Annotated in this window: 18 protein-coding genes; 10 read left to right on the forward strand and 8 right to left on the reverse strand. The window is 71.1% G+C overall.

Annotated elements, in window-relative coordinates:
• Nucleotides 1-58: 58 nt before the first annotated feature.
• The gene (locus ACVW2K_RS08430) at nt 59-1,522 is read right to left on the reverse strand and encodes an aminotransferase class I/II-fold pyridoxal phosphate-dependent enzyme (RefSeq protein ID WP_457202201.1); all 1,464 of its coding nucleotides are present in this window, start codon (nt 1,520-1,522) and stop codon (nt 59-61) included.
• A gap of 68 nt (nt 1,523-1,590) precedes the next feature.
• Here ACVW2K_RS08430 and ACVW2K_RS08435 point away from each other — a divergent pair, with 68 nt between their 5' ends.
• Nucleotides 1,591-3,879: a molybdopterin oxidoreductase family protein gene (locus ACVW2K_RS08435; RefSeq protein ID WP_457202202.1), complete on the forward strand. Its 2,289-nt coding sequence runs from the start codon at nt 1,591-1,593 to the stop codon at nt 3,877-3,879.
• Nucleotides 3,879-4,340: a hypothetical protein gene (locus ACVW2K_RS08440; protein WP_457202203.1), complete on the forward strand. Its 462-nt coding sequence runs from the start codon at nt 3,879-3,881 to the stop codon at nt 4,338-4,340. Before ACVW2K_RS08435 ends, ACVW2K_RS08440 begins: the two co-directional genes overlap by 1 nt.
• On the opposite strand, the gene ACVW2K_RS08445 is transcribed toward ACVW2K_RS08440, so the two are convergent.
• A complete protein-coding gene (locus ACVW2K_RS08445) occupies nt 4,330-6,588 on the reverse strand; it encodes a catalase (RefSeq protein ID WP_457202204.1) in 2,259 nt (752 codons plus the stop codon). The genes ACVW2K_RS08440 and ACVW2K_RS08445 overlap by 11 nt on opposite strands.
• A 96-nt stretch (nt 6,589-6,684) precedes the next feature.
• Between ACVW2K_RS08445 and ACVW2K_RS08450 the strand changes: the two genes are divergently transcribed.
• A complete protein-coding gene (locus ACVW2K_RS08450) occupies nt 6,685-7,152 on the forward strand; it encodes a DUF4383 domain-containing protein (protein ID WP_457202205.1) in 468 nt (155 codons plus the stop codon).
• 1 nt (nt 7,153) lies between these two features.
• Here the strand turns inward: ACVW2K_RS08450 and ACVW2K_RS08455 are convergent, their stop codons facing one another.
• A complete protein-coding gene (locus ACVW2K_RS08455) occupies nt 7,154-9,667 on the reverse strand; it encodes a response regulator (RefSeq protein WP_457202206.1) in 2,514 nt (837 codons plus the stop codon).
• Nucleotides 9,668-9,733: 66 nt separating this feature from the next.
• Between ACVW2K_RS08455 and ACVW2K_RS08460 the strand changes: the two genes are divergently transcribed.
• The gene (locus ACVW2K_RS08460) at nt 9,734-10,717 is read left to right on the forward strand and encodes an alpha/beta hydrolase (RefSeq protein WP_457202207.1); all 984 of its coding nucleotides are present in this window, start codon (nt 9,734-9,736) and stop codon (nt 10,715-10,717) included.
• 8 nt (nt 10,718-10,725) lie between these two features.
• On the opposite strand, the gene ACVW2K_RS08465 is transcribed toward ACVW2K_RS08460, so the two are convergent.
• The 4 genes from ACVW2K_RS08465 to ACVW2K_RS08480 all read right to left on the reverse strand — a co-directional run bounded on the left by ACVW2K_RS08465 (nt 10,726) and on the right by ACVW2K_RS08480 (nt 14,092).
• Nucleotides 10,726-11,463, reverse strand: coding sequence for a FliA/WhiG family RNA polymerase sigma factor (locus ACVW2K_RS08465; protein WP_155992403.1), 738 nt, complete (start codon nt 11,461-11,463; stop codon nt 10,726-10,728).
• A 9-nt stretch (nt 11,464-11,472) separates the two neighbouring features.
• Nucleotides 11,473-13,293, reverse strand: a complete 1,821-nt coding sequence (locus tag ACVW2K_RS08470; protein ID WP_457202208.1) for a peptidoglycan DD-metalloendopeptidase family protein — start codon at nt 13,291-13,293, stop codon at nt 11,473-11,475.
• 11 nt (nt 13,294-13,304) lie between these two features.
• Nucleotides 13,305-13,565: a hypothetical protein gene (locus ACVW2K_RS08475; RefSeq protein WP_457202209.1), complete on the reverse strand. Its 261-nt coding sequence runs from the start codon at nt 13,563-13,565 to the stop codon at nt 13,305-13,307.
• Between the two features lie 101 nt (nt 13,566-13,666).
• Entirely contained in the window at nt 13,667-14,092 is a 426-nt protein-coding gene (locus tag ACVW2K_RS08480; RefSeq protein WP_457202210.1) for a type IV pilin protein, read from the reverse strand.
• 194 nt (nt 14,093-14,286) lie between these two features.
• On the opposite strand from ACVW2K_RS08480, the gene ACVW2K_RS08485 reads away from it, so the two are divergent.
• The 6 genes from ACVW2K_RS08485 (at nt 14,287) to ACVW2K_RS08510 (ending at nt 21,181) form a co-directional block, all read left to right on the forward strand.
• Nucleotides 14,287-14,793 (forward strand): GspH/FimT family pseudopilin, encoded by a 507-nt coding sequence (locus ACVW2K_RS08485; protein ID WP_457202211.1) that lies wholly within the window; start codon nt 14,287-14,289, stop codon nt 14,791-14,793.
• Nucleotides 14,786-16,510: a type IV pilus modification PilV family protein gene (locus ACVW2K_RS08490; protein ID WP_457202212.1), complete on the forward strand. Its 1,725-nt coding sequence runs from the start codon at nt 14,786-14,788 to the stop codon at nt 16,508-16,510. The genes ACVW2K_RS08485 and ACVW2K_RS08490 overlap by 8 nt, the downstream gene beginning before the upstream one ends.
• Nucleotides 16,507-17,193, forward strand: coding sequence for a PilW family protein (locus ACVW2K_RS08495; RefSeq protein WP_457202213.1), 687 nt, complete (start codon nt 16,507-16,509; stop codon nt 17,191-17,193). Before ACVW2K_RS08490 ends, ACVW2K_RS08495 begins: the two co-directional genes overlap by 4 nt.
• Nucleotides 17,183-18,637, forward strand: coding sequence for a hypothetical protein (locus ACVW2K_RS08500; RefSeq protein WP_457202214.1), 1,455 nt, complete (start codon nt 17,183-17,185; stop codon nt 18,635-18,637). Before ACVW2K_RS08495 ends, ACVW2K_RS08500 begins: the two co-directional genes overlap by 11 nt.
• A gap of 76 nt (nt 18,638-18,713) precedes the next feature.
• Complete coding sequence (locus ACVW2K_RS08505) at nt 18,714-19,961, forward strand: type IV pilus twitching motility protein PilT (RefSeq protein ID WP_457202215.1); 1,248 nt, start codon at nt 18,714-18,716, stop codon at nt 19,959-19,961.
• On the forward strand, nt 19,961-21,181 hold the full coding sequence (locus ACVW2K_RS08510; protein WP_457202216.1) for a type II secretion system F family protein: 1,221 nt from the start codon (nt 19,961-19,963) through the stop codon (nt 21,179-21,181). Before ACVW2K_RS08505 ends, ACVW2K_RS08510 begins: the two co-directional genes overlap by 1 nt.
• Before the next feature lie 92 nt (nt 21,182-21,273).
• Here ACVW2K_RS08510 and ACVW2K_RS08515 read toward each other — a convergent pair whose 3' ends face one another.
• Complete coding sequence (locus ACVW2K_RS08515; RefSeq protein ID WP_457202217.1) at nt 21,274-22,959, reverse strand: GspE/PulE family protein; 1,686 nt, start codon at nt 22,957-22,959, stop codon at nt 21,274-21,276.

The following is a 22,959-nucleotide window of genomic DNA, read 5'->3' on the forward strand; positions in this document are numbered from 1 at the left end:
CACGGCGAGCACACCATGGGACCTGCAGGTCCCTGGAGACCATGGTGGAACTGCGGTGTCAGGACTCGCGCACCACCCGCAGCGACGTCACCTCCGGGTCGGCCGCTTCCGGGATGAGCATCCCGGCGGCGACGCCCGAGCGGAGGTAGTCGACGGCCTCCTGGCTGATCCGCTCGCCGGGAGCGAGCACCGGGACGCCGGGCGGGTACGGCGTGACCATCTCGGCCGCGACCCGGCCGACGGCCTTCTCGGCGGGGACCTGCTCGACCTCGGCGAAGAAGGCGTCGCGGGGCAGGAGCACCGTCTCGAGCTCGAGACCCTCCGCGCTCGGGAAGTCGACCGGCGGAGGCGTCTCGGCGGAGCGGGCGTCCTCGACGATCTTGCGGAGCGTCGCGACCAGGATGTCGACCGACGCGTCGTCGTCGGCGTGCGTGAGGCGGGCGTTGATCCGGCAGGTGTCGGACGCGCCGAAGTCGACGTGGTGGCGGGCCCGTGCGAGCTCGGTGACCTGGTAGCCGGTGATGCCCAGGCCACGCACGTCGATCGCCAGCACCAGGGGATCGATTTCGAACGCGTAGCCCTCCTCGACCAGCTCCTGGCCGTAGACCTCGATCCCGTCGATGGCGCCGATCTCCTCCCGCGCGCGGGCGGCGAGCGCCAGCGTCCGGGTCAGCAGCTCGCGACCCTGCTCGACCATGTGACGTCGCCAGCCGTCCAGTGATGCGTACACGAGGCTCGACGCGCTCGTCGTCGCCAGCAGGTCCTCGCGCTGCGCGAGCACGGTCGGGTCGACGCGGTCGCCCTGGAGGTGGAACACCGAGCTCTGCTCGACCGCCGCGCCCATCTTGTGGACGCTGGTGACCACGACGTCGGCGTCGGCGTCCATGCCCCAGGTGGGCAGCTCGTCGTGGAACGGCAGGTGGGCTCCCCACGCCTCGTCCACGATGAGCGGTACGCCGAACTCGTGGCAGACGTCGGCGACTCCCTGGATGTCGGCGCACACGCCCCAGTCGGTCGGCGTGATCAGCAGCATCCCCTTGGCGTCCGGGTGCTGCTGGAAGGCGCGACGGACGTCGTCGGGCTCGGGCGGGTGGGCCAGGTGCCGCTCGGCATCGAACTTCGGGTGCACCCAGCCCGGGACGGTCCCGTTGATGATGACGCCGCTGACGACGGACTTGTGCGCATTGCGCGAGATCAGCAGCTTCTCGCCCGGGCCGGCGACGGAGAGCATCGCCGACTTCACGGAGAGCGAGCTGCCGCAGGTGGAGAAGAAGGCGTGCTCGGCACCGACCGCGTCGGCCATCAGATCCTGCGCGTCCTGCAGCACGCCCTGGGAGTTGCGGCGGTCGTCGAGACCGTTCATCGCCAGCACGTCGGATGCGAAGACACCCTCGCCCAGGATCGTGAGCACGCGTGGGTCGACACCGCGGCCCTGCCGGTGACCCGGCGGCCCGAAGACGACGTCGCCGCGGTGGCGGAACTCGCTGAGCGCATCGAGCACAGGGGTCCGGGAGTGGTCCATGCGGCCCCGGTGCCCATAGAGACCGCGGGCGATGCATGCGCGCATGCCCCGGTGGGCACCATCGCCGCATGGCGGACCGCACCGTGCACGTCTGGGGTGCCCGTACGCCGACCGCCCGCGGCTCGGCGTGGCCCGAGCGCGTCGACGTCCACCTCGACGGGGTCCGCGAGGACGAGGTCGACCGGTGGGTCGGCGCAGCGTGCGTGCTGTGCAGCAACGGCTGCGGGTGCGAGATCGCCGTGAAGGACGGCCGGATGGTCGGCGTCCGCGGTCGCGCGGCGGACCGGGTCAACCGCGGTCGGCTGGGACCGAAGGGCCTGTACGGCAGCACCCCGTGGGCGTCGTCGCCGGACCGGCTGACCACACCCCTGGTCCGCGAGGACGGCCGGCTGGTCGAGACCGACTGGGACACGGCGATGGGCCGGATCGTCGAGCGGTCGCGGGCCCTGCTCGACGAGAAGGGCCCGCTCAGCCACGGCTTCTACACCAGCGGCCAGCTGTTCCTGGAGGAGTACTACACGCTCGCGGTGATCGGGAAGGCCGGCCTCGGGACCCCTCACATGGACGGAAACACCCGGCTGTGCACCGCGACCGCCGGGGCGTCGCTCAAGGAGTCGTTCGGCGCCGACGGGCAGCCGGCGTCGTACGACGACATCGAGCAGTGCGATGCCCTCTTCCTCTTCGGGCACAACATGCCGGAGACGCAGACGGTGCTCTGGGCACGGATCCTCGACCGGATCGAGGGCAGCGAGCCGCCGCGGGTGGTCTGCGTCGACCCGCGCCGCACCGAGGTGGCGGTCGCGGCCGAGCGCACCGGCGGGGTCCACCTCGCTCCCCGCGTCGGCACCAACCTGGCGCTCATGAACGCGCTGAGCCGCGAGCTGCTCGCGCACGAGTGGCTCGACGCCGACTGGGTGGAGGCCCACACGGTCGGGCTCGGGGAGCTGCGCGCGACGGTGGAGCCGTACACCCCGGAGGAGGCCGCGCGCACCTGCGGGGTCGATGCCGACGACGTACGCCGGGCCGCCCGGATCTTCGGCGAGTCCGGTGCGGTGCTGTCCACGGTGCTGCAGGGTTTCTACCAGTCCCACCAGGCGACGGCGGCCGCCTGCGGCGTCAACAACCTGCACCTGCTCCGGGGCATGCTCGGCCGTCCCGGCTGCGGCGTGCTCCAGATGAACGGCCAGCCCACCGCCCAGAACACCCGCGAGACCGGCGCCGACGGCGACCTGACCGGCTTCCGCAACTGGGAGAACGCGGCGCACGTCGAGGAGCTCGCCCGGCTGTGGAACGTGGACCCGATGACGATCCCGCACTGGGCGCCGCCCACCCACGCCATGCAGGTCTTCGGGTACGCCGAGACCGGGTCGATCGGCCTGCTCTGGATCTCCGGGACCAACCCGGCCGTGTCGATGCCCGAGTCCGCGCGGATCCGGCGGATCCTCGGCGGCGACCAGTGCTTCGTGGTCGTCCAGGACCTGTTCCTCACCGAGACCGCCGCGCTCGCGGACGTCGTGCTCCCGGCAGCCGGCTGGGGCGAGAAGACCGGCACGTTCACGAACGCCGATCGCACCGTGCACCTCGCCGAGAAGGCGGTCGACCCGCCGGGGGAGGCCCGCAGCGACCTCGACATCTTCCTGGCCTACGCCGACGGGATGGGCCTCACCGACCGGGACGGTTCCCCGCTCGTCGGCTGGCGCACACCCGAGGAGGCGTACGACGCCTGGGTGGAGGCGAGCAGGGGCCGTCCCTGTGACTACAGCGGGATCACCTACGACCTGCTCCGGGAGCGGGGCGCCGTCCAGTGGCCGCTCGGCACGACCAGGCTGTACGCCGACGCGGAGTTCCCCACGTCCACCGACTACTGCGAGGACTACGGGCACGACCTGGCCACGGGAGCGACGACGACCGAGCAGCAGCACCGCGCCACGGCTGCCGCGGGGCGGGCGTTCCTCAAGGCCGCGGCGTACTCGCCGCCGCACGAGGAGCCGAGCGAGGACTACCCCCTGATCTTCACCACCGGCCGGGTCGTCCACCAGTTCCACACCCGGACCAAGACCGGGCGGTCGCGGCGCCTCCACCACGCCGCTCCGGACCCGTGGGTCGAGCTGTCGGAGGCGGACGCGCGGGCCCTGGGGATCGCGGACGGGCAACGGGTCCGGGTCGAGTCCCCGCGAGGCTCCCTCGAGGCGCCCGCGCGCATCGGCCCGGTGACCGAGGGTGCCGTGTTCGCGCCGTTCCACTACGCGGGCGCCGGGCAGGCCAACGAGCTGACGATGACCGTGTGGGACCCGGTCTCGAAGCAGCCGACGTTCAAGACGGCGGCCTGTCGGGTCGTCCCCCTCGAGGAGGACTGATGCCCCACCTCGCGACGTACGTCGGGCTCGCCGACCACAGCGAGCAGACGCTGGCCGACTCGCTGCGGGCCGTGGCGCACGGCCATGCCCACCTGGCCGACGTCTTCCACACCTGCTCGCAGCTCGCCGGCTGGTCCGACGACCACCGGGGGCGGCTGGCTCCCGTCGTGCGACGGTACGGCGAGGAGGACGTCACCCAGCCCGAGCGACTGCGCGCCGACGTGCTGCAGTCCGCCCGCGAGGGCGAGGTCGGGCTGCTCCGCGACCTGCAGGACCTGCACCTCCTGGCCACCCTGGTGCACACCACCTGGACGGTGATCGCCCAGGGGGCCCAGGGCCTCCGCGACGAGGAGCTGCTGGAGATCGCCCGGCACTGCGACGCGGAGACCTCGCGCCAGATCGCTTGGTTCGAGACCCGGCTGAAGGTCGCCGCGCCGCAGGCACTCATCGTCACGCCGTGAAGCGCTCCCACACCCGGTGGAACGCCATCTGCTCCTGCACGCCCCCGAGGACCTCGGCCGCGCTGTCGCCGCGCACCACCCCCGGCGTGCCGGTCACCGCGGCGGCGTCGAGCACCGACGTGCCGGCGCCCCAGGCGCCGATCACCTTGCAGTGCCGGTAGGCCTCCTCGACGAGCAGCACCACGCGGGGGTCGACCGCCGTGGTGTCGGCGGCGCCGGCCTTGGCGTCCCGCGCCGGCAGGGCGTCCGGGGCCGGGACGGGGCACCCCGCGACCAGGACCACGTCGAACTCGACGGACCGGGCGGTCGCGAAGGTCCGCTGCACTGCCATCCCGCCCACCTCGCCGCCGTGCGGCCCGATCAGCAGCGGCACCATGCCGGCCCCGAAGATCGCGGTCCGCGCCTCGGCGACGCCGGCCAGATCACCGTCGGGGTCGACGACGATGCCGACCATCCGGCCGTCCGGCGGCCAGGCCTCGCCGACCTGCGACAGCGCCGGGCTGGGCTCGCTGTCGACCAGCTCGAGCGTGGGCTCGGGCACCGGCAGGCCGAGGCCGGTCGCCACCTCCGAGCACAGGCGCGGGTCGATGTTCGCCAGGCACAGGAGCTGGCGCTCCTTGATCGCCTGCTCGTAGCACTTGCCGAGCTCGAAGGTGTAGGCGCGGATGATGTGCTCCTGCTCGACCGGCGACATGCTCAGCCAGAACAGCCTGGCTTGGCTGAAGTGGTCGTCGTACGACGCGGGCTGGGCGCGGACCTTTGAGCCCGCCGCCACCTTCGCCGGCAGGTGCTCGAACACTCCCTCGAGGTCGCCGTCCGCGTGGAACGGGCAGCCGCCGTCCAGCGAGTTCGGCCGGTACGGCGCCACCCCGGTGTGCACCGCGTGCTGGTGGAAGCCGTCGCGGAGCATGTCGTTGACCTCCGTGTGCGGCCGGTTGACGGGGATCTGGTTGAAGTTCGGCCCGCCGAGGCGGGTGAGCTGCGTGTCGACGTACGAGAACAGCCGGGCCTGCACCAGCGGGTCGTCGGTGGCGTCGATGCCCGGGACCAGGTGGCCCACGTGGAAGGCGACCTGCTCGGTCTCGGCGAAGAAGTTGGTCGGGTTCGCGGTGAGCACCATCATCCCGACCGGCTGCACGGGCGCGAGCTCCTCCGGCACGATCTTGGTGGGGTCCAGCAGGTCGATGCCGTCGAAGAGCTGCGCCTCCTCGTCCGGGAAGACCTGGAGACCGAGCTCCCAGGCCGGGTACGCGCCCGACTCGATCGCGTCGTACAGGTCGCGCCGGTGGAAGTCCGGGTCGAGCCCGCCGAGCAGCTGCGCCTCCTCCCAGGTGAGGGAGTGCACGCCCAGTCGGGGCTTCCAGTGGAACTTCACCAGCGACGTCGCGCCCTCGGCGTTCTGGACCCGGAACGTGTGGACGCCGAAGCCCTCCATCATCCGGTAGGAGCGCGGGATGCCACGGTCGGACATGTTCCACAGCGTGTGGTGCTGAGCCTCGGTGTGCAGCGAGACGAAGTCCCAGAACGTGTCGTGGGCGCTCTGCGCCTGTGGGATCTCCCGGTCCGGGTGCGGCTTCCCGGCGTGGATGACGTCGGGGAACTTGATGCCGTCCTGGATGAAGAAGACCGGGATGTTGTTGCCGACCAGGTCGAAGTTGCCCTCGGTCGTGTAGAACTTCGTGGCGAAGCCGCGGGTGTCGCGGGCGGTGTCCATGGAGCCGCGCGAGCCCAGCACGGTCGAGAACCGCACGAACGTCGGGGTCTCGACACCCTCGCCCAGGAACGCCGCCTTGCACACGGTGTCGGCGGTGCCGTACCCGACGAACACGCCGTGGGCGCCGGCGCCGCGCGCGTGCACGACCCGCTCCGGGATCCGCTCGTGGTCGAAGTGCGTGATCTTCTCGCGCAGGTGGTGGTCCTGGAGCAGCGTCGGCCCGCGCTCGCCGGCCTTGAGCGAGTGGTCGGTGTCCGGCAGCCGGGCGCCGGTCGACGTCGTCAGGTACGCCTGGTGCTGGGCTCGCATGCTCGGGTCCGCGCCGGTGTCGTTGCCGGTCGCCGTTCGCGGCGCCGGCGTGCCCTGGTCGGGTCGCGGCGGCAGCGGCTCGCGCGGCTCCGTCGGCTCCTCGAGGGCCGGCGGCTCCGGAGCCGGCGCGCCCGGCACCGGCGGCTCCGCGAGCTTCGCGGCCTTCTCGGCGATCTTGCCGACGACGTTCTCGAAGGTCTCCTTGGCGAGCTGCTTCGCATCCATGTGCGTCCTCCCGTGTCCGATGGTCGCGGTGCGGTACCCCGAACAGTCCGCTGCACGCCCGCGCATGAGACGCCCACCCGCGGATACCGGGGCGCCATGACCACCAGGAACCAACCATCCGTCCAGGCGCTGCCGACCTGGCTGCGAACCGCAGCGATGGTCGTCGGCGCGACCTTCCTCCTCGTCGGCGTCCTGGGGTTCGTCCCCGGCATCACGACGAGCTACGACGACCTGTCCTTCGCCGGCCACAGCAGCGACGCGAAGCTGCTGGGCATCTTCGAGGTGTCGGTGCTGCACAACGTCGTCCACCTGCTGTTCGGCGTGGTCGGGCTGCTCGCGGCCCGGACGTCGCTCACCGCGGCCGCGCAGTTCCTGCTCATCGGCGGCATCGTCTACGCGGTGCTGTGGGTGTACGGCATCGCGGTGGGCGACGAGAGCTCAGCGAACTTCGTGCCGCTCAACACCGCCGACAACTGGCTGCACTTCGTCCTCGCCGTCGCCATGATCGCGCTCGGTGCGATCGGCCTGAAGGCCCTGAGGGACGACCGGCACCCGGTCGCCTGAGCTATCGGGCCGGCACCCACCGGCCGAGCACGGCGTCGACAGCGGTGCGGTCGACCGGCTTCGACACGTAGTCGTCCATACCGGCCGCCAGGCACCGCTCGCGATCACCCTCGATCGCACTCGCGGTCATCGCGATGATCGGGGTGTGGCGGGCGGTGCCTTCGCGCTTCCGGATCTCGGCCGTGGCGGCGTAGCCGTCCAGGTTCGGCATCTGCACGTCCATCAGCACGGCGTCGTACGTCGCGCGGCTCAGGGCGTCGAGCGCGCCGTACCCGTCGTCGGCCACGTCCGCCTCGTAGCCCAGGCTCTCCAGGATGCCGAAGGCGACCAGCTGGTTGATCTCGCCGTCCTCGACGACGAGCACCCGGCCGCGGCCCTTGGCGTGCGACGGCGGAAGCGGGGCGGACACGGGTGCCGGAGCAGCGACGAGTCCGGCGAGCGTGGTGCGCAGCCGGGTCAGGGCCACGGGCTTGGTCAGGGAGGCACCGATCCCGGCCGCCAGCGCCTCGCCCTGGCCGACGTCGGGCCCGGAGGTGAGCAGCACCAGCGGGGTGCCGGCGAGCTCGGGCGTCGCGGCGACCCGGCGACCGAGCTCGAGGCCGTCCATGCCCGGCATGCAGAGGTCGAGGACCCCGAGGTCGAACCGGCGGCCCTCGAGCACCGCGGCCTTCAGCACCGCCAGCGCGAAGTCGCCGCCGCCCACGGTCTCGACGGTCATGCCCCAGGCCGACAGCTGGTCGTGCAGGATCACGCGGTTCGTGTGGTTGTCGTCGACGACGAGGACCCGGAGACCGGCCAGGCCCTCGGTCGTCGGCCGCGCGAGGCCCTCCGGCTCCTCCGCCGTGCGGAGCGGCACCGTCGCCCAGAACGTGCTGCCGCGCCCGACGGTGCTGGACACGCCGATCTCGCCGCCCATCGCGATCACCAGCTGGTGGCTGATCGCGAGGCCGAGCCCGGTGCCGCCGTACTGCCGGGTCGTCGACGAGTCGGCCTGCGAGAACGGCTCGAAGAGATGCGCCCGGTGCTCGTCGGGGACGCCGATGCCGGTGTCGACGACCTCGAGGCGGACGACGACGCCGTCACCGTTCCGGCTCTCGAGCTGGGCCCGGATGACGACCTCGCCCGCCGGGGTGAACTTGACCGCGTTGGCGGCCAGGTTGAGCAGGACCTGGCGCAGCCGAGCGGGATCGCCGCGCAGCGCAGGGGGCACCTCGGGGGAGCAGTACGCGAGCAGCTCGAGGTCCTTCTCCCGGGCCGGCTCGGCCACGAGCTCCGCGACCTCCTCGACCAGCTGCACCAGGTCGAAGTCGATGTCCTCGAGATCGAGGCGGCCGGCCTCGACCTTCGAGAAGTCGAGGATGTCGTTGATGATCGACAACAGTGCGCGACCCGCGCCCTGCACTCCGTGGGCGTACTGGAGCTGGCGCTCGTCGAGATCGGTCGTGAGCAGCAGGTCGGTGAGGCCGATGACCCCGTTCATCGGGGTCCTGATCTCGTGGCTCATCGTGGCGAGGAACGCCGACTTCGCGCGTGAGCCCTCCAACGCGGCGTCCCGCGCGGCGGCCAGCTGTGCTCGGACCCGGGCCTCGGACTGGAGCAGCCGGGCGGTCCGGACGAACGCGAGGCCGACCAGCGCGAACATGCCGACCAGGACGGCGATCGCCTTCGGGTCGTGGCTGAGCACGGCGTCCGCGATGAGCAGCAGCGGCGGCACCAGCAGCGGGCCGATCGCGATCCCGAGCTTGCGGAGCGGATGCTCGACCGCCTCGTCGCCGGGCGTGTCCTCGGGCGGCGCCTGGCCGCGCAGCGTCGAGGTGGCCATCAGCAGCCCCCCGAGCATCCAGCCGATGTCGAGGGCGGCGGAGACGGCGCCGTCGACCTCGAGCACCAGGTAGCCGATGTCGGAGACCAGCCAGCAGCCGACGCCGGCCGCGAACGGGATGCCGATCGCCTCGCGCGACCGGCGCACCGACAGCGCGCGCAGCACCAACGCGAGCAGCACCGCGTCGAGGACGGGGTACGCCGCCCACACGACGCGGGTGAGCGCGGACACCGACTGGTCGGCCACGATGTCGTGGATCGAGAAGGTCCAGAACAGCAGGACGCTGACGACCACGACCGTGGCCGCGTCGATCACCGCGTCGACGTCCAGCCTCCAGAGCTGGCCGCGCCGGACCGCGATCACCACGAGGATCGCGGCGCCCAGCCCGAGGTAGCTCATCAGGTACGGGATGTCGGCCACGGAGACGTCCGGCTCACCGCTGCTCCAGGTCAGCAGCTGCCAGATGAGGTCCCCGACGGCCGAGGAGGTCAGGCCGGCCGCGATCAGCGCCGGAACCAACCGGCGTCCGGGCGGGGCAGCGGCCGTGCCGTACCACGCGAGCGCGGGCCCGAGCCACACGCCGATGAGGTAGGTCCACGCACCGACCGTGCCGAACGCGTCGGCGAGATGGGCAGCGACGAGGAGCAGCTCGACCGCCCAGAAGGCGCCCAGCACCGCGGTACGACGACTCACGACCTGATCACGCCCCGACCTCCTTGGTGACGCGCAGCGTAGTGCCCGCTCATACACTCCCACTTCATGATCAGCGAGAGGGAAGCAAAACTCCGTCCCGGCGTACGACTTCTCGACCGCCTGATGAAGGCGAACGCGGGATTCTCCGTCGCCCGGATGACCCCGGAGCAGCTGGTGAAGGCGCAGACCACGGTGATCCCCGACGGCGGCGCGGCCGGCCTCTTCCTGGGCCGGTTGGTCCCGGGCGTCGACGTCCGGACCATGTCGTTCGGCGCGAGGCACGGCGAGCTGTCGCTGCGCGTGTACACGCCGGAGTCCTGGGCACGCACGCCGCGGCCGGTCGTCGTGAACTACCACGGCGGCGGCTTCGTGCTCGGCAGCGCCCGACAGCAGGACTGGAGCTGCGGGATCGTCGCGAAGGAGCTGGACGCCGTCGTGGTGTCGGTGGACTACCGGCTCGCGCCGACGCATCCGTTCCCGGCCGGCGTCGAGGACTGCTACGACGCGCTGCTCTGGGCGGCCGCCCACGCCGACGACCTCGGTGGCGACCCGGCCCGGATCGGGGTGATGGGCGACAGCGCGGGCGGCAACCTGGCCGCGGTCGTGTCCCTCCTGGCTCGCGACGGGGGTGGCCCCGCGGTGTCGCACCAGACCCTCATCTACCCGGTCACCGACATGACCGACGCGATCGACCGGGACCTGTCGTACATCGCCAACGAGCGCGGCATCGTGCTGTCGAACGCCGACATGGAGGTGTTCCACGGCCACTACGTCCCCGACGGGGCGGACCTGGACGACTTCCGGCTCTCCCCGCTGCGCGCCCCGGACCTCTCGCACCTGCCGCCCGCGATCGTCGTGGTGGCCGGGCTGGATCCTCTGCACGACAGCGGGGTGCGCTACGCCCAGGCGCTCGCCGACGCCGGCAACCGGGTGACGGTCGAGGACTTCCACCAGATGCCGCACGGGTTCCTGAGCTTCCCGTACTTCAGCCGGGGTGCCCGACCCGCGATGGACGCGATCGTCGCGTCCATGCGCGCGGCACTCACCTGAAGCGGACGTCAGTTGAGGTTCTGCACCAGCTTCCGGCGCAGGGCCAGCGTCGCCCGGCTATGCAGCTGGCTGACGCGCGACTCGGTGACGCCGAGGACCTGTCCGATCTCGGCGAGCGTGAGCCGCTCCCAGTAGTAGAGGGCGACCACGACCTGGTCGCGCTCGGCGAGCTCGCGCACCGCGGCGAGGAAGCCGGGCGGGAGGTCGTCGTCCGCGCCGGGCAGCGCCGTCGTCCCCCGCGGCGCCTCGTCGTCGACCACGGTCTCGAAGCTGACGACGCTGGTGTGGGCGGTCTGCGAGTAGATCCGGCGCAGCTCCTCGACGGTGATGCCGAGCTCGGCCGCGAGCTCCTTGTCCTTCGGCGCCCGGCCGAGCGTCACCTCGAGGCGCGCGCCCGCGGCGTCGACGTCGCGGATCTTCTCGCGCACCGAGCGGGGGACCCAGTCCGAGGACCGGAGCCCGTCCACGATGGCGCCGCGGATCCGGGTGACGGCGTACGTCTGGAACTGCAGGCCGCGCTCGGGCTGGAACTTGTCGACGGCGTCCATCAGCCCGATGACACCGTCGGAGACCAGGTCGTTCTGGTCGACCGAGGGCGGGAGTCCCGAGCGGACACGACCGGCGACGAACTTGACCAGCGGCGAGTAGTGCACGACCAGCCGGTCGCGGGCGTCGCGGTCGCCATCCTGCTTGAACCGCTTCCAGAGGCCCTCGACCGTGTGGTCGGGAGAGTGGTCCGTCTGCACGGGCACACGCTAACCCGACGTGCCTCCGGAGTACGCGAAGTGCCATGGCTCCGCGCGCGTCCCGGGATGGATCCAGCCGTACGCCGGACCGTGCCGCAGCAGCCAATCGTTCTCGGGGCTGCCGGCCCGCTCCGCGCCGCCGCACAGGTCGACCGTGAGCTCCTCGCCCGTCACCAGGCACGGGGCGGTGCCGAACTGGTCGGCGTACGCCGCGCCCATGAGCCGGTACGCGACGGCCGCGTCGCAGCGCATCAGCGTCAGCCCGTCCGGCGTCGCCGGGCACGGATCGCCGGTGGCGAACCCGAGCACCAGGGCCGGGTCGTACGGCGTGCCGTCGAGTCGCACCTCGAGGTGCACGTGCGGGCCGCTGGCGTTGCCCTCCTCACCGACGAGGCCCAGCTGCTCGCCGGCGGCGAGCACCTGCCCGTCGGTGACGTCGACGCGCGAGAGGTGGGCATACAGCGTCTCCACGCCGCCGCCGTGGTCGATCCGGACCAGGTTGCCCGCCCAGTCGGGGTGCTCGATGGTCACGGTCCCCGCGCCGACCGCGACCACCGGCGTGCCGATGGGAGCGGCGAAGTCGAGGCCGGTGTGCTCACCCGACGACCAACGCGACCCGGGGTCGCCGAAGCCGGCGGTCAGGTGGTAGGTGCCGGGCGCCACGGGCAGGCCGAAGGGGCCGTCGGTCTCGGTGTGCGCCGCGACCGTGACGCCACAGGTGCCGCCGGCGGGGGCGGGTGCGTGCTGGCCGAGGCCGATGCCGACCCGGCGGACGCCGAGCAGGTCGCGGGTCAGCGGCCGGACGGCGGCGGTCCCGGTCGTCGGGTCGGCGAGCACGACCTGGTTGCGGCCGACGTACACGCCGGTCTCGGCGAGGCCGTCCTTGCGGCTGCCGAGGACGACCACGTCGCCCATCTCCACCGAGGAGGCCGGCACGCTGCGGAGCTGCTGGTACTGACCGGCCGCGTCGGCGGGCGGTGTGAGCCGGGGGCCCGCCCAGGCGGTCGAGACGAGGCCGCCGCACGCGTACGCCGAGGGGGTGGTCGCGCCCGGCACCTCCGGCAGCCCGACGCGCCGGAACGCCTCGGACACGGCGCGCACCGCCTCCGCCGAGATCACCGTGACCGACCGGGCGGTCGCGATGCCGGGAGCGAGCTCGTTGTGGGCGTCCCGCGCCGGCGCGAGCCCGTCGGGCAGGTGGGTCGGGTCCGCGAGCTCGGTGGCGGGAGGCGGCACGACCGCGGCCGCCGCGAGGTCGTGCAGGTAGCCCTGCCAGGCGCGCAGTGCCCGCAGGTTGCGGCGATCCTGGGCGCCGGTGACGTCGTACGCCGGCAGGAAGTGCGCGCGCTCCAGCGCCGCGTCGGCGTACTCGCTCGCGGAGAAGGCCGCCTCGACTCGTGCGCGCCGGCGCTCGGCGCGCTCCCAGGCCCGGCGGGCCTGCTCCGTCGCGGCCATCTGCTCGACGAGTGCGTCGTGCACCATGTCGGCGATGGCGCGAGCGTCGGCAGCGTTGTCGGCGGCCTCGGCCGCACGGTCCAGGTCGGACTCGCCGCCGAACAGGCCGCGCACGGCACCGACCAGGCCGCCGTCGCCGTCGACCTCGTCGCGGAGAGTCTGCGCCGTGGCCTCGGCGGCCTCGGCGTTGGCCGTGACCTGCTGGTCCTGGTCGCTGAGGGCGACGACCTTGGCGCCGGCCGTCTCGTACGCCGCGCGGGCGGCGTCGACGGAGTCGCGCGCCTCCGAGCGGTGGAGCGGGGTGGCGGCGTGCGCCGGCGGTGCCACCGCGAGGGCGGCGAGCATCGCGAGGACGACTCCGAGACGACGGACCATGACGGCCGGTCTCAGTCGTCGAGGAAGGCGATCTCCTGGAGCATCGCCACCCCGGGCACCGGGATCGACGCCGGTGGAGTCGTCGGGCGCGTCACGGGCGCCGCGGGGACCGTCGTCGGGTGGATCTCCGGCTGCGCCGCCTGCTGACCGATCTTCTGGGGGGCCGCGTCGACCGCGAAGATCGTGCGGACCACGGCAGCCATCTCCTGGAGCAGGCGCACGGCCTCCGTGTGCTCCAGCGTGGGTGCGTGGTCTCCGGTCACGATCTCCATCGGGTCCTCCGGCTCTGTCAGTACTGCATCAGGAAACGGCCGTGCCGGGTGGCTTGGGGGGACAAGCCACCCGGCCCGGCGATCAGGTAGTCAGCCGATCCCTAGCAGCCCGTGGTGCTGAAACCGTCCTGGAGACCGCCAGCGTCCGACTTGTACAGGATGTAGCTGGCCGGGGTGCTCGAGGCGGCGTTGATGGCCGAGATGCAGTAGGAGCCGACATCGGTGCCGGGCTTGATCGCCACCGTGTTGCCCTTGCTGGTCTTGAACCCCGCCAACTCGAGCGTGCCAGAGGTGGCGGGCGCGACCGACTGAGCCGTGATGGCGGTGGTGGGGTTGTCCGTCCGCCAGGTCTCGATCATGGTTGCGGCGCTCTTGACGTCCGACTTCATCGAGGAGTCGACGGCCTTCTTCTGCTGGTTCAGGAAGATCGGGATGGCGATCGCGGCGAGGATGCCGATGATGACGATGACGACGAGGAGCTCGATCAGGGTGAAGCCCTGGTCCTTCTCCTTCAGGGACTTCTGCATCCGAGCAAGCATGATGGTTCTCCTGTTGGGGATTGTGGTGCGGTCTGGTGCGCGGTGCCGCGGACTTGCCCGGGTCCTGCGCGTTGCATCATCAACTTCGGGTAACTGGGACATGACCTTGAGGGCTGGCTGAAAAAACTTTCCAGAACCGCTCAGGACTCAAGTGGCCCGATCGAGGGACCGAAGAGTCATTCGTGCACGCGACATCCCGGGACGACGGCTTCACGCTGATCGAGCTGCTGATGACGATGGTGCTGATGGGGATCGTCATGGCGATCGCCGTGGCCGGCTTCTCCCACTACTCCGACGCGCACGCGCAGGAGGGCAGTGCACGTTCGCTCCAGTCGGCGCTGCGGCAGGCGCAGCAGCGGGCGGTGACCGAGGGCCGGGCGATGTGCGTGCAGTTCACTGCAGCGAGCTACACCGTCTGGCGCACGGCCTGCGACGCGACGAGCGGCACGAAGCTCGAGGGTCCCTACTCGCTGGAGTCCTCGAAGGTCCACCTCGCCCTGGCGCCCGTGCAGTCGCTCCTGTTCACGCCGCGCGGGACCGCGACCTGGGGCACGATCACCAGCGGCGCGACCGCGCCCGGGTGTGGCAACGTCACGTCGTTCGACGTCAACGTGACGCGGGACGGCTCCAGCAAGACCTACCAGCTCTGCGTTGCCGCACTGACCGGGCGGGTTGATCTCCATGGCTGACCGGCGCCGCTACCGGCAGCACCCCGACGGCGGTTTCACGCTCATCGAGGTGATCGTCGCCATGGGCATCTTCCTGGTCGTCACCACCGCGTTGCTCCCGCAGTTCATCGCCGGGATCCGCTCGGTGTCCAAGGCCGACCGCGAAGGAGTCACCAACGGGATCCTCCAGCAGCAGCTCGAGCGCCTGCGCGGCCTGCCTTACCGGGTCTCACTCGGTAGCGGCGAGGACGGCACCGACCAGCCGGTGGACCTGCTCGACCTCTACTTCCCCAACCTCACGGCCCCGGCGACCGGCTTGCAGTGCACGGTCGGCGCCGGCCTGCGGATGCCGACGATGGCCGACGGGCCCAACTACGGCACCGGGTACGTCTCGGGCGCGGGATGCTCGTACGAACCTGCCGCCGGAGCCTTCTACCGCACCGTCAAGCCGACGACCGACGCCGAGCTCGGCGGCATCGCGCTCGTCTTCGACACGCAGTTCGTGACCGGAGGCTCCGCCGCGAACCCGACGCCCGCCGTCGCGACGCCGCGGGCGAGCTACAACAGCAGCCACGCGATCACCAACTATCCACCGGCGCCGCAGGTGGCCGTCACCGTGACCGTCCTGTACCGGGACCGAGGCACCGTCACGTCTCGCTCCATGACCACCCAGATCGCGAAGCACGACAGCGGTCCCACCCTGGTGAGGGCCAAGGTCGACGCGGCGGCCCTCACGGTCACCTCCCAGACGGTCCAGGGAGCGAACGAGTCACTCTCAGCGGGCCTGCTCAGCATCGACGGCTCGGTCGGTGACATCAGCACGGTCGACGTCAGCGGCTCCGGTGCGGTCAGTCGGCTGGACACCGGCGACCCGGCGAGCAGCCCTGTCGTGTACGGCGCCACCCACAGTGTCTCCGCGCCGCCGTCGGATCTGTTCGGGACCGTCACGGATCCGGGCCTCGGCTCGAGCTGCTCGGACCCGCTCTGCTTCGGCGCCACCTCCCTCGGGACCGACGCCGGGGTCGGCATCTCCACCGACTCCGGCCTCCCCTCGGCCGGATCGGCATCCAGTCCGCTCCGCGCCGCACTCACTGATCCGGGCGCGGTCGGGCTCAGCTTCGACAACATCGGGACCGCAACGCCCAGTGACGTCTGGACCGCGCGACCGGTTCGGTTGACCGGCAGCGCACCGGGGACACCCAGCAGCGACCCGGCCGAGTGCCCGCGCGGGCTGAATGCCGACGCGCGGCTGTCGGGGTCCGGGTTCCTGACCACTGCGATGCACTCGGGATCGACGACGGTTCGTGACGTCACCGCGTGCGGAGCCGCGCGATCAGCGACCGTCTCGCTGCTCCCGACTGCCGCGACTGCCAACGGCGTCCTGCGGATCTCGCTCAATCGCTCGTATGCCTGGTGCAAGGTCACCGGCGGGGTGGCCACCGGCGGCACGGGACTGGACGCCTCCGTCCAGGTGCCGGTGCTCCTGGGTGGCACCGGCGCGCCCGTTGCCGCGAGCACGTTCTCGCTCGCCGACTATCCACTCCTGAAGCCCTACCTCGAGAGCTGGACGTTCGATGCCGGTTCGGCGGCACCCAACGGCGGGTCAGTGTCGTCGGACGTGCCAGGCATCCGGGTGGTCACCAAGCCCACGCGTCTCGCGTCGGGCGAGTCGGACCCGGACTCCGGCATCGTCGTGACGATCGGTGCGACGTCCTGCAGTGCGGAGTCGACGTCATGAGCCGGCGCCGGAGATCGCCGATCGACGACGGTGTCACGCTCATCGAGGTCCTCGTCGCAATGGGGCTGTTCGGCCTCCTGGGAACGTTGTTCCTCGCCGTGGGGATCTCCACTGCGGCGATCACCGACGACACCTCGGGCTCCGTCGACCTCAACGAGGAGTCGCGGATCGCCTTCACCCGCTTGGCGCGCGACCTCCGCGACGCCGACGCGGTCACGAAGGTGGTCCCTGCGTACCCGGGCAGCGGGTGCGCGGCCGGCCAGTTCACCGGTATCGCGTTCGACGAGGCCGACGCTGACTCGTCGGTGCCGACGAACGTCGCCTACCGGTGGGATCGGGACGCGCAGAAGCTGATCCTCAGCGAGGACATCCCTGACCCCCAGGAGCAGCCCATCCTCGCCGCGAAGGTGTCGAAGCTCTGCCTTCAACTGTGGAGCAGCCGGTGGAGCCCGCTGCCGGCGAATCCGTCGATGGGCAGCGCATGGTCGGAGCTTGGGCCATCGACGGCGCCGACAGCAGCGCCCAGCGGCACGGCCGGATGGTGGTGCCCTGCGCAGCTGGGTGAGGTCGACCGCGTCCAGGTGACGATGACGGCGTCCCTGAACGGCCACGAGCGCAGCTATGCCACCGACGTGTTCCTGCGAAACGTCGACATCACAGCTGGAGGTGCCGGTGCCTGCTGAGATCCGGAACGAGACCGTTCATCCCGACGACGGGTCGGCGATCATCATGGTGCTGATGGTCCTGGTCCTGCTCGCCGCCCTGGCCTCCACGCTGTCGGCGGTCACGCTGAGCAACCTGCAGAGCGCCCGCCGCGCCGACGAGGCCAGCCGGGTGCTCAGCGCTGCGGAGGCCGGGGTGTCCCAGGCGGTCACGTTCATGCGTCAGAACGGCGTGGCGAGCCTCCGGTGCCGAAACGCCGGGACGCAGACGCATCCGGTCTGGAGCAGCGAATGCTCGTCCGGGCCGTACGGCCACGGCAACACCGTCGGTCCTGCGGCGCCGCTCGCTGGCGGGACCCGGTTCTCGGCCTGGGTGGAGGAGAAGGCTCGGTTCGTGCCTACCAGCTCGGCCGAAGGTGTCTACCTCGTGCACGCCACCGGCACCCTCGACGGTGTCGGTCACGCGGACTGTCAGGACGTCACCGGTGCCTGTCGGAGCGTGACCGCGCAGGTGGTCGTCACCAACTTCGGCCTGGGCCGAGGCATCTACGCCAAGGCCATGCAGGGCAACAGCACCGGGGCCGCCGAGGTGCATGGCGAGAGCATGTTCACCACAGGCTGCTTCCCGTTGCGCTCGGGGTTCACGATCGACGGCTTCGACCAGGCCCATGGCATCCCGGCGGGTGTCCACACACCCGCCCTGATCATCGACGGTCCGGCGAGCAAGTGCGACCAGCCGTCGCAGTCCATCCACGCGTCGTCGCCCTGCGGGAGCAACGGGCACGGCACCTACTACGACGCGGACCAGGACGCCGAGGGAGGATCACTCGCGGGCACCCCGTGCCTGACGAACCTGACGACCACGTCGGCCGCGAACGGCTTCCCCCTGTCCACCACCGTCTATGGCGACGACACCAGCGACGGGGTCGGCGGGTCCCGGATCGTCAGCCAGCAGGGGATGCAGGACGTCTTCCACCTGACCTACCCGCCGCTGACCGACGACCAGGTGGAGCGGCTGAAGGACATCGCCGACGAGGACGGCACCTACGCGACCTCCACGGCCTGGCCCGCCGCTGCCGCGGTGGCGGCATCGCGCGGCGTGATCTTCTTCGACCTCAGCGCCAAGTCGGGCAACCAGGCGGAGGTGGATCTGTCCGCCGTGCCGGCGCCGTTCAACACCGAGGCGGGCGGCTGCTCCGGGGCGGTCATCGTCATCCGGAACGGCAATGCGGTGATCTCACCCAGCAACAGGAGCTCCGTGGTCGGTGCATCCGTATTCCTCCTGTCACCCGGGGGAGGACGAGGCATCGCCACGTTGAACGGTGGCAAGCTCTACGGAGGACTGTTCGCAGAGGCGATCAACTTCAGTGGCAACACCTACCTCCGGCCCGCTTCCTGCGATGCCAGCGCCACCAACCCGGCGCTGCTCACGATCAAGGTGACGTCCTACTCGGAGAACGACTGAGCGCGGGGCTCAAGGTCGGCGTCGTGCCGACCGATGACTTCGGTAGCACCTGCCCGTCCGCTGCTCGGAGGACCCGTTGACCGACGTACCCCCCAACGGCTTCGGCCTGCCGCTCGCTCGGCCCGCGTCGCCGGCACCGGTCCCGACGCCTCTCGTGGCGCCGGCACCGGTCGTGATGCCGACGCTGGTGGCCGAGCCCCCTGTGGTCGCCGTGTCGCGCGCGGAGCCCGGTCGCCGGATCATGCTGGACGACCTGCTCGCGCACGTCCTGGCGGTGGGCGCGTCCGACCTGCACCTCACCGAGGGCGCGCCGCCGACCGTCCGCCTGCGCGGTGAGATGGAGGTGATGGAGGGCTACCCGCCCCTCGACGCCGAGCAGCTGCGCACGACGCTGTACGGGATCATGACCGAGCGACAGCGGAAGGAGTTCGAGGAGCAGCTCGAGCTCGACTTCGCGTACGCCGTGCCGGGCAGTGCCCGCTTCCGCGTCAACGTCTTCCAGCAGCGTGAGCACCTCGGCGCGGTGATGCGGATGATCCCCTGGGAGATCAAGCCGCTGGAGGACCTCGGCATGCCGGCCGTGCTGGACAGCTTCACGGACCTCAAGCGCGGGTTGGTGCTCGTCACCGGTCCGACCGGGTCCGGCAAGTCGACGACGCTGGCCGCCATCATCGACAAGATCAACCGCAGCCGCCGCGGCCACATCGTCACCATCGAGGACCCGATCGAGTTCCTGCACGAGCACCGCGGCTGCCTGGTCAACCAGCGCGAGGTCGGCGCCGACACCCACGGGTTCCGCAACGCGCTCAAGCACGTGCTGCGCCAGGACCCGGACGTGATCCTGGTCGGCGAGCTCCGCGATCTCGACACGATCTCCGTCGCGCTCACCGCGGCCGAGACCGGCCACCTGGTGTTCGCGACGCTGCACACCCAGTCCGCACAGGACACGATCACCCGGGTCGTGGACGTCTTCCCGGCCGAGCAGCAGCAGCAGGTCCGCACCCAGCTGGCAGCCACGCTCCAGGGCGTGGTGTGCCAGACGCTGGTGAAGACCGTCGACGGTCGCGGCCGGGCGGCCGCGGTCGAGGTGATGGTCTGCAACTCCGGCATCCGGGCGATGATCCGCGACGACAAGCTGCAGCAGATCCAGGGCGCCCTCCAAGCCGGCGCCCGCGACGGAATGCAGACGCTCAACGCCCACCTCGCGTCGCTCGTGAAGGCCGGACGGATCAGCTACGAGGCCGGTCTCGAGCACTGCTCGAACCGCGACGACTACGACACCCTCGTCGCGGCGTCCGCCAACAAGCAGGAGGCCTGGCGCTGATGTCCACCTCCACTCAGTACGCCTACAAGGTCCGGGACGCGCAGGGCCGCTTCACCGAGGGCAAGGTGGAGGCGGCCTCCGAGGCCGCCGTCGCGGACAAGCTCCGCGCGATGGGGTACGTGCCCCTGCAGGTGCGCCCGGTGAACACCGGCATGCAGCGGGAGATCCACCTCGGTTTCAAGAAGCGGATCAAGTCCAAGGACCTGGCCGTCTTCGCGCGTCAGTTCGCGACCATGATCGACGCGGGGCTGACGATGCTGCGCGGCCTCACGATCATGTCCGAGCAGGCCGACAACCCCGAGCTCCGCAAGGTGCTGCGGGGGGTCAAGCAGGACATCGAGGCCGGCCAGAGCCTGTCGTCGGCGTTCACGAAGTGGCCGAACGTCTTCCCGCCGCTGATGATCAGCATGACCAGGGCCGGCGAGGCCGGTGGCTTCCTCGACACGACGATGCGCCAGATCGCCGACAACATGGAGGCCGAGGTGAAGCTGCGCGGCAAGATCAAGGCCGCGCTGACCTACCCGACCGTGGTGTTCATCATGGCGATCCTGATGTGCGTCGCGCTGCTGATGTTCGTGGTCCCGGTCTTCCAGCACATGTTCGAGGACCTCGGGGGCGAGCTGCCGCTGCCGACGCGGATCCTGGTGATGCTCTCGGCGGCGATGAAGTACCTGGTGCCGCTCTTCGTGGTCGCGACCGTCGGCTTCGTCTGGTGGTGGCGTCGCTACGGCAAGACCGAGCAGGTCCGGAACGTCGTGGACCCCTTGAAGCTCAGGCTCCCGGTGTTCGGCAACCTGTTCCAGAAGCTCGCCCTGGCGCGCTTCGCCCGCAATCTCGGCACCCTGCTGTCAGCCGGAGTCCCGATCCTCCAGGCCCTCGACATCGTCTCGGACACCACCGGCTCGGTCGTGATCGGGCGGGCCCTGAACGAGGTCAAGGAGTCGGTTCGCACCGGCGAGTCCATCGCCGCGCCGCTGGCGCACCACGACGTCTTCCCGTCGATGGTCGTGCAGATGATCGCGTCCGGCGAGGAGTCCGGCGCGGTGGACCAGATGCTGCGCAAGGTCGCGGAGTTCTACGACTCCGAGGTCGAGTCGATGACCGAGGCGCTCACCGCCCTGATCGAGCCGCTGATGATCGCCTTCCTGGGCGCGCTCGTGGGATCCATGATCGTCGCGCTGTACATGCCGATGTTCAAGATCTACGACATGATCGGCTGACTCGGCCGCCATCTCCCGTCCAGTGACGCGAACTGGCTGCACATCCGGCCAGGTCACAGCCATTCCACGTCACTCGACGGTCGCGCGGCCGCTCAGGCAACGACCCGGAGGATCTCCTCGATCGACGTCCGCCCCTGCAGCACCTTGGCCCAGCCGTCGTCCTTGAGCGAGGTCATGCCCTGCTCGCGGGCGAGCCGGGTGATCTCGTCGGTCGACGCGCGGGCGACGGCCAGCCGGGACACGTCCTCGGTCACCGCCATCACCTCGTGCAGTGCCATCCGGCCGCGGTAGCCGGTCTGTGAGCACGCCGAGCAGCCGGCGGCGCGGTAGATGGTCGGCACGCCGGCGTCGATGTCCCAGGTGAACGAGACGCGCTCCAGCTCGGCCTCGTCGGGGACGTACGCCTCCTTGCAGCGTTCGCAGAGCGATCGGCACAGGCGCTGCGCGAGCACGGCGTCGAGAGCCGACCCGACGAGGAACGGCTCGATGCCCATCTCGATCAGGCGGCTGACGGCCGACGGGGCGTCGTTCGTGTGCAGCGTCGACAGCACCAGGTGCCCGGTCAGCGCGGCCTCGATGGCGATCTGCGCGGTCTCGTGGTCGCGGATCTCGCCGATCAACACGATGTCGGGGTCCGCCCGCAGGATCGAGCGCAGCGCCGAGGCGAACGTCAGCCCGGCCCGCGCGTTGGTCTGCACCTGGTTGATTCCGGGCAGGCGGTACTCCACCGGGTCCTCGACCGTGATCACGTTGACGTCCGGGCGGTTCAGGATGTTCAGCGTCGCGTAGAGGGTCGTCGACTTGCCGGACCCGGTCGGTCCGGTCGCGAGGATCATGCCGTACGGCTTGGTGTACGACGCGCGGTAACGCTCGAAGTTCTCGTTGCTGAAGCCCAGGTCGTCCAGGCCGAGCTGCGTGTTGCTGGTGTCGAGGATCCGGGCGACCACCTTCTCGCCCCACACGGTCGGCAGCGTGGCGACCCGGAGGTCGACTCGACGACCCTGGTGGGTGACGGACATCCGGCCGTCCTGGGGCACCCGCCGCTCGGCGATGTTCATCTCGGCCATGATCTTGAGCCGGGAGATCACGCCGTTCTGGATGTTCTTGGGGGAGCGGTGCGCGTCGTGCAGCACGCCGTCGATGCGGTACCGCACCCGCATGTCGCGCTCGGTCGGCTCGATGTGGATGTCGGACGCCCGGTCACTGATCGCCTGGGTGATCAGCAGGTTCACGAAGCGCACGATCGGCGCCTCGTCGGTCACCTCCGTGAGCGCGTTGAGGTCCTCGGCGTCGTCCTCGGGGGCGAGGTCCGAGGTGAGGTCGTGCATCTCGCCCTCGGCCCGGTACACCTGGTTGATGCGGGTTTCGATGTCGGCCCGGTTGGCGATCGCGAACCGGATCCGGCTGCGGGTCAGCCGGCTGAGGTCGTCCTTCAGGTCGATGTCGCCGGCCTGGCGGATGCTCACGGCCACCACGAGCTCGTCGTCGTCGCGTGCGAGCGGCAGGACGCCGGCCCGGCGGGCGAACTCGGCGGGCAGCAGGCTGACCGCGGTCATGTCCACGATGAAGTCGGACAGCTCGACGTAGTCGAGCCCGGCCGACATCGCCGCCGTCCGGACGACCGCGGAGCGGTCGACCCAGCCGCTGTCGAGGAGCACCTCGAGGACGGTCTGGGCCCGCTCGCCGGCCGCACGCTCGGCCTCCTCGACCTGGGCATGCGTGACCAGGCCCGTCTCCAGGAGGGCGCGAACGGTGTCGCCGGAGCTCTGGGGGCGCAC

The organism is Nocardioides sp. HB32, assembly GCF_054058995.1.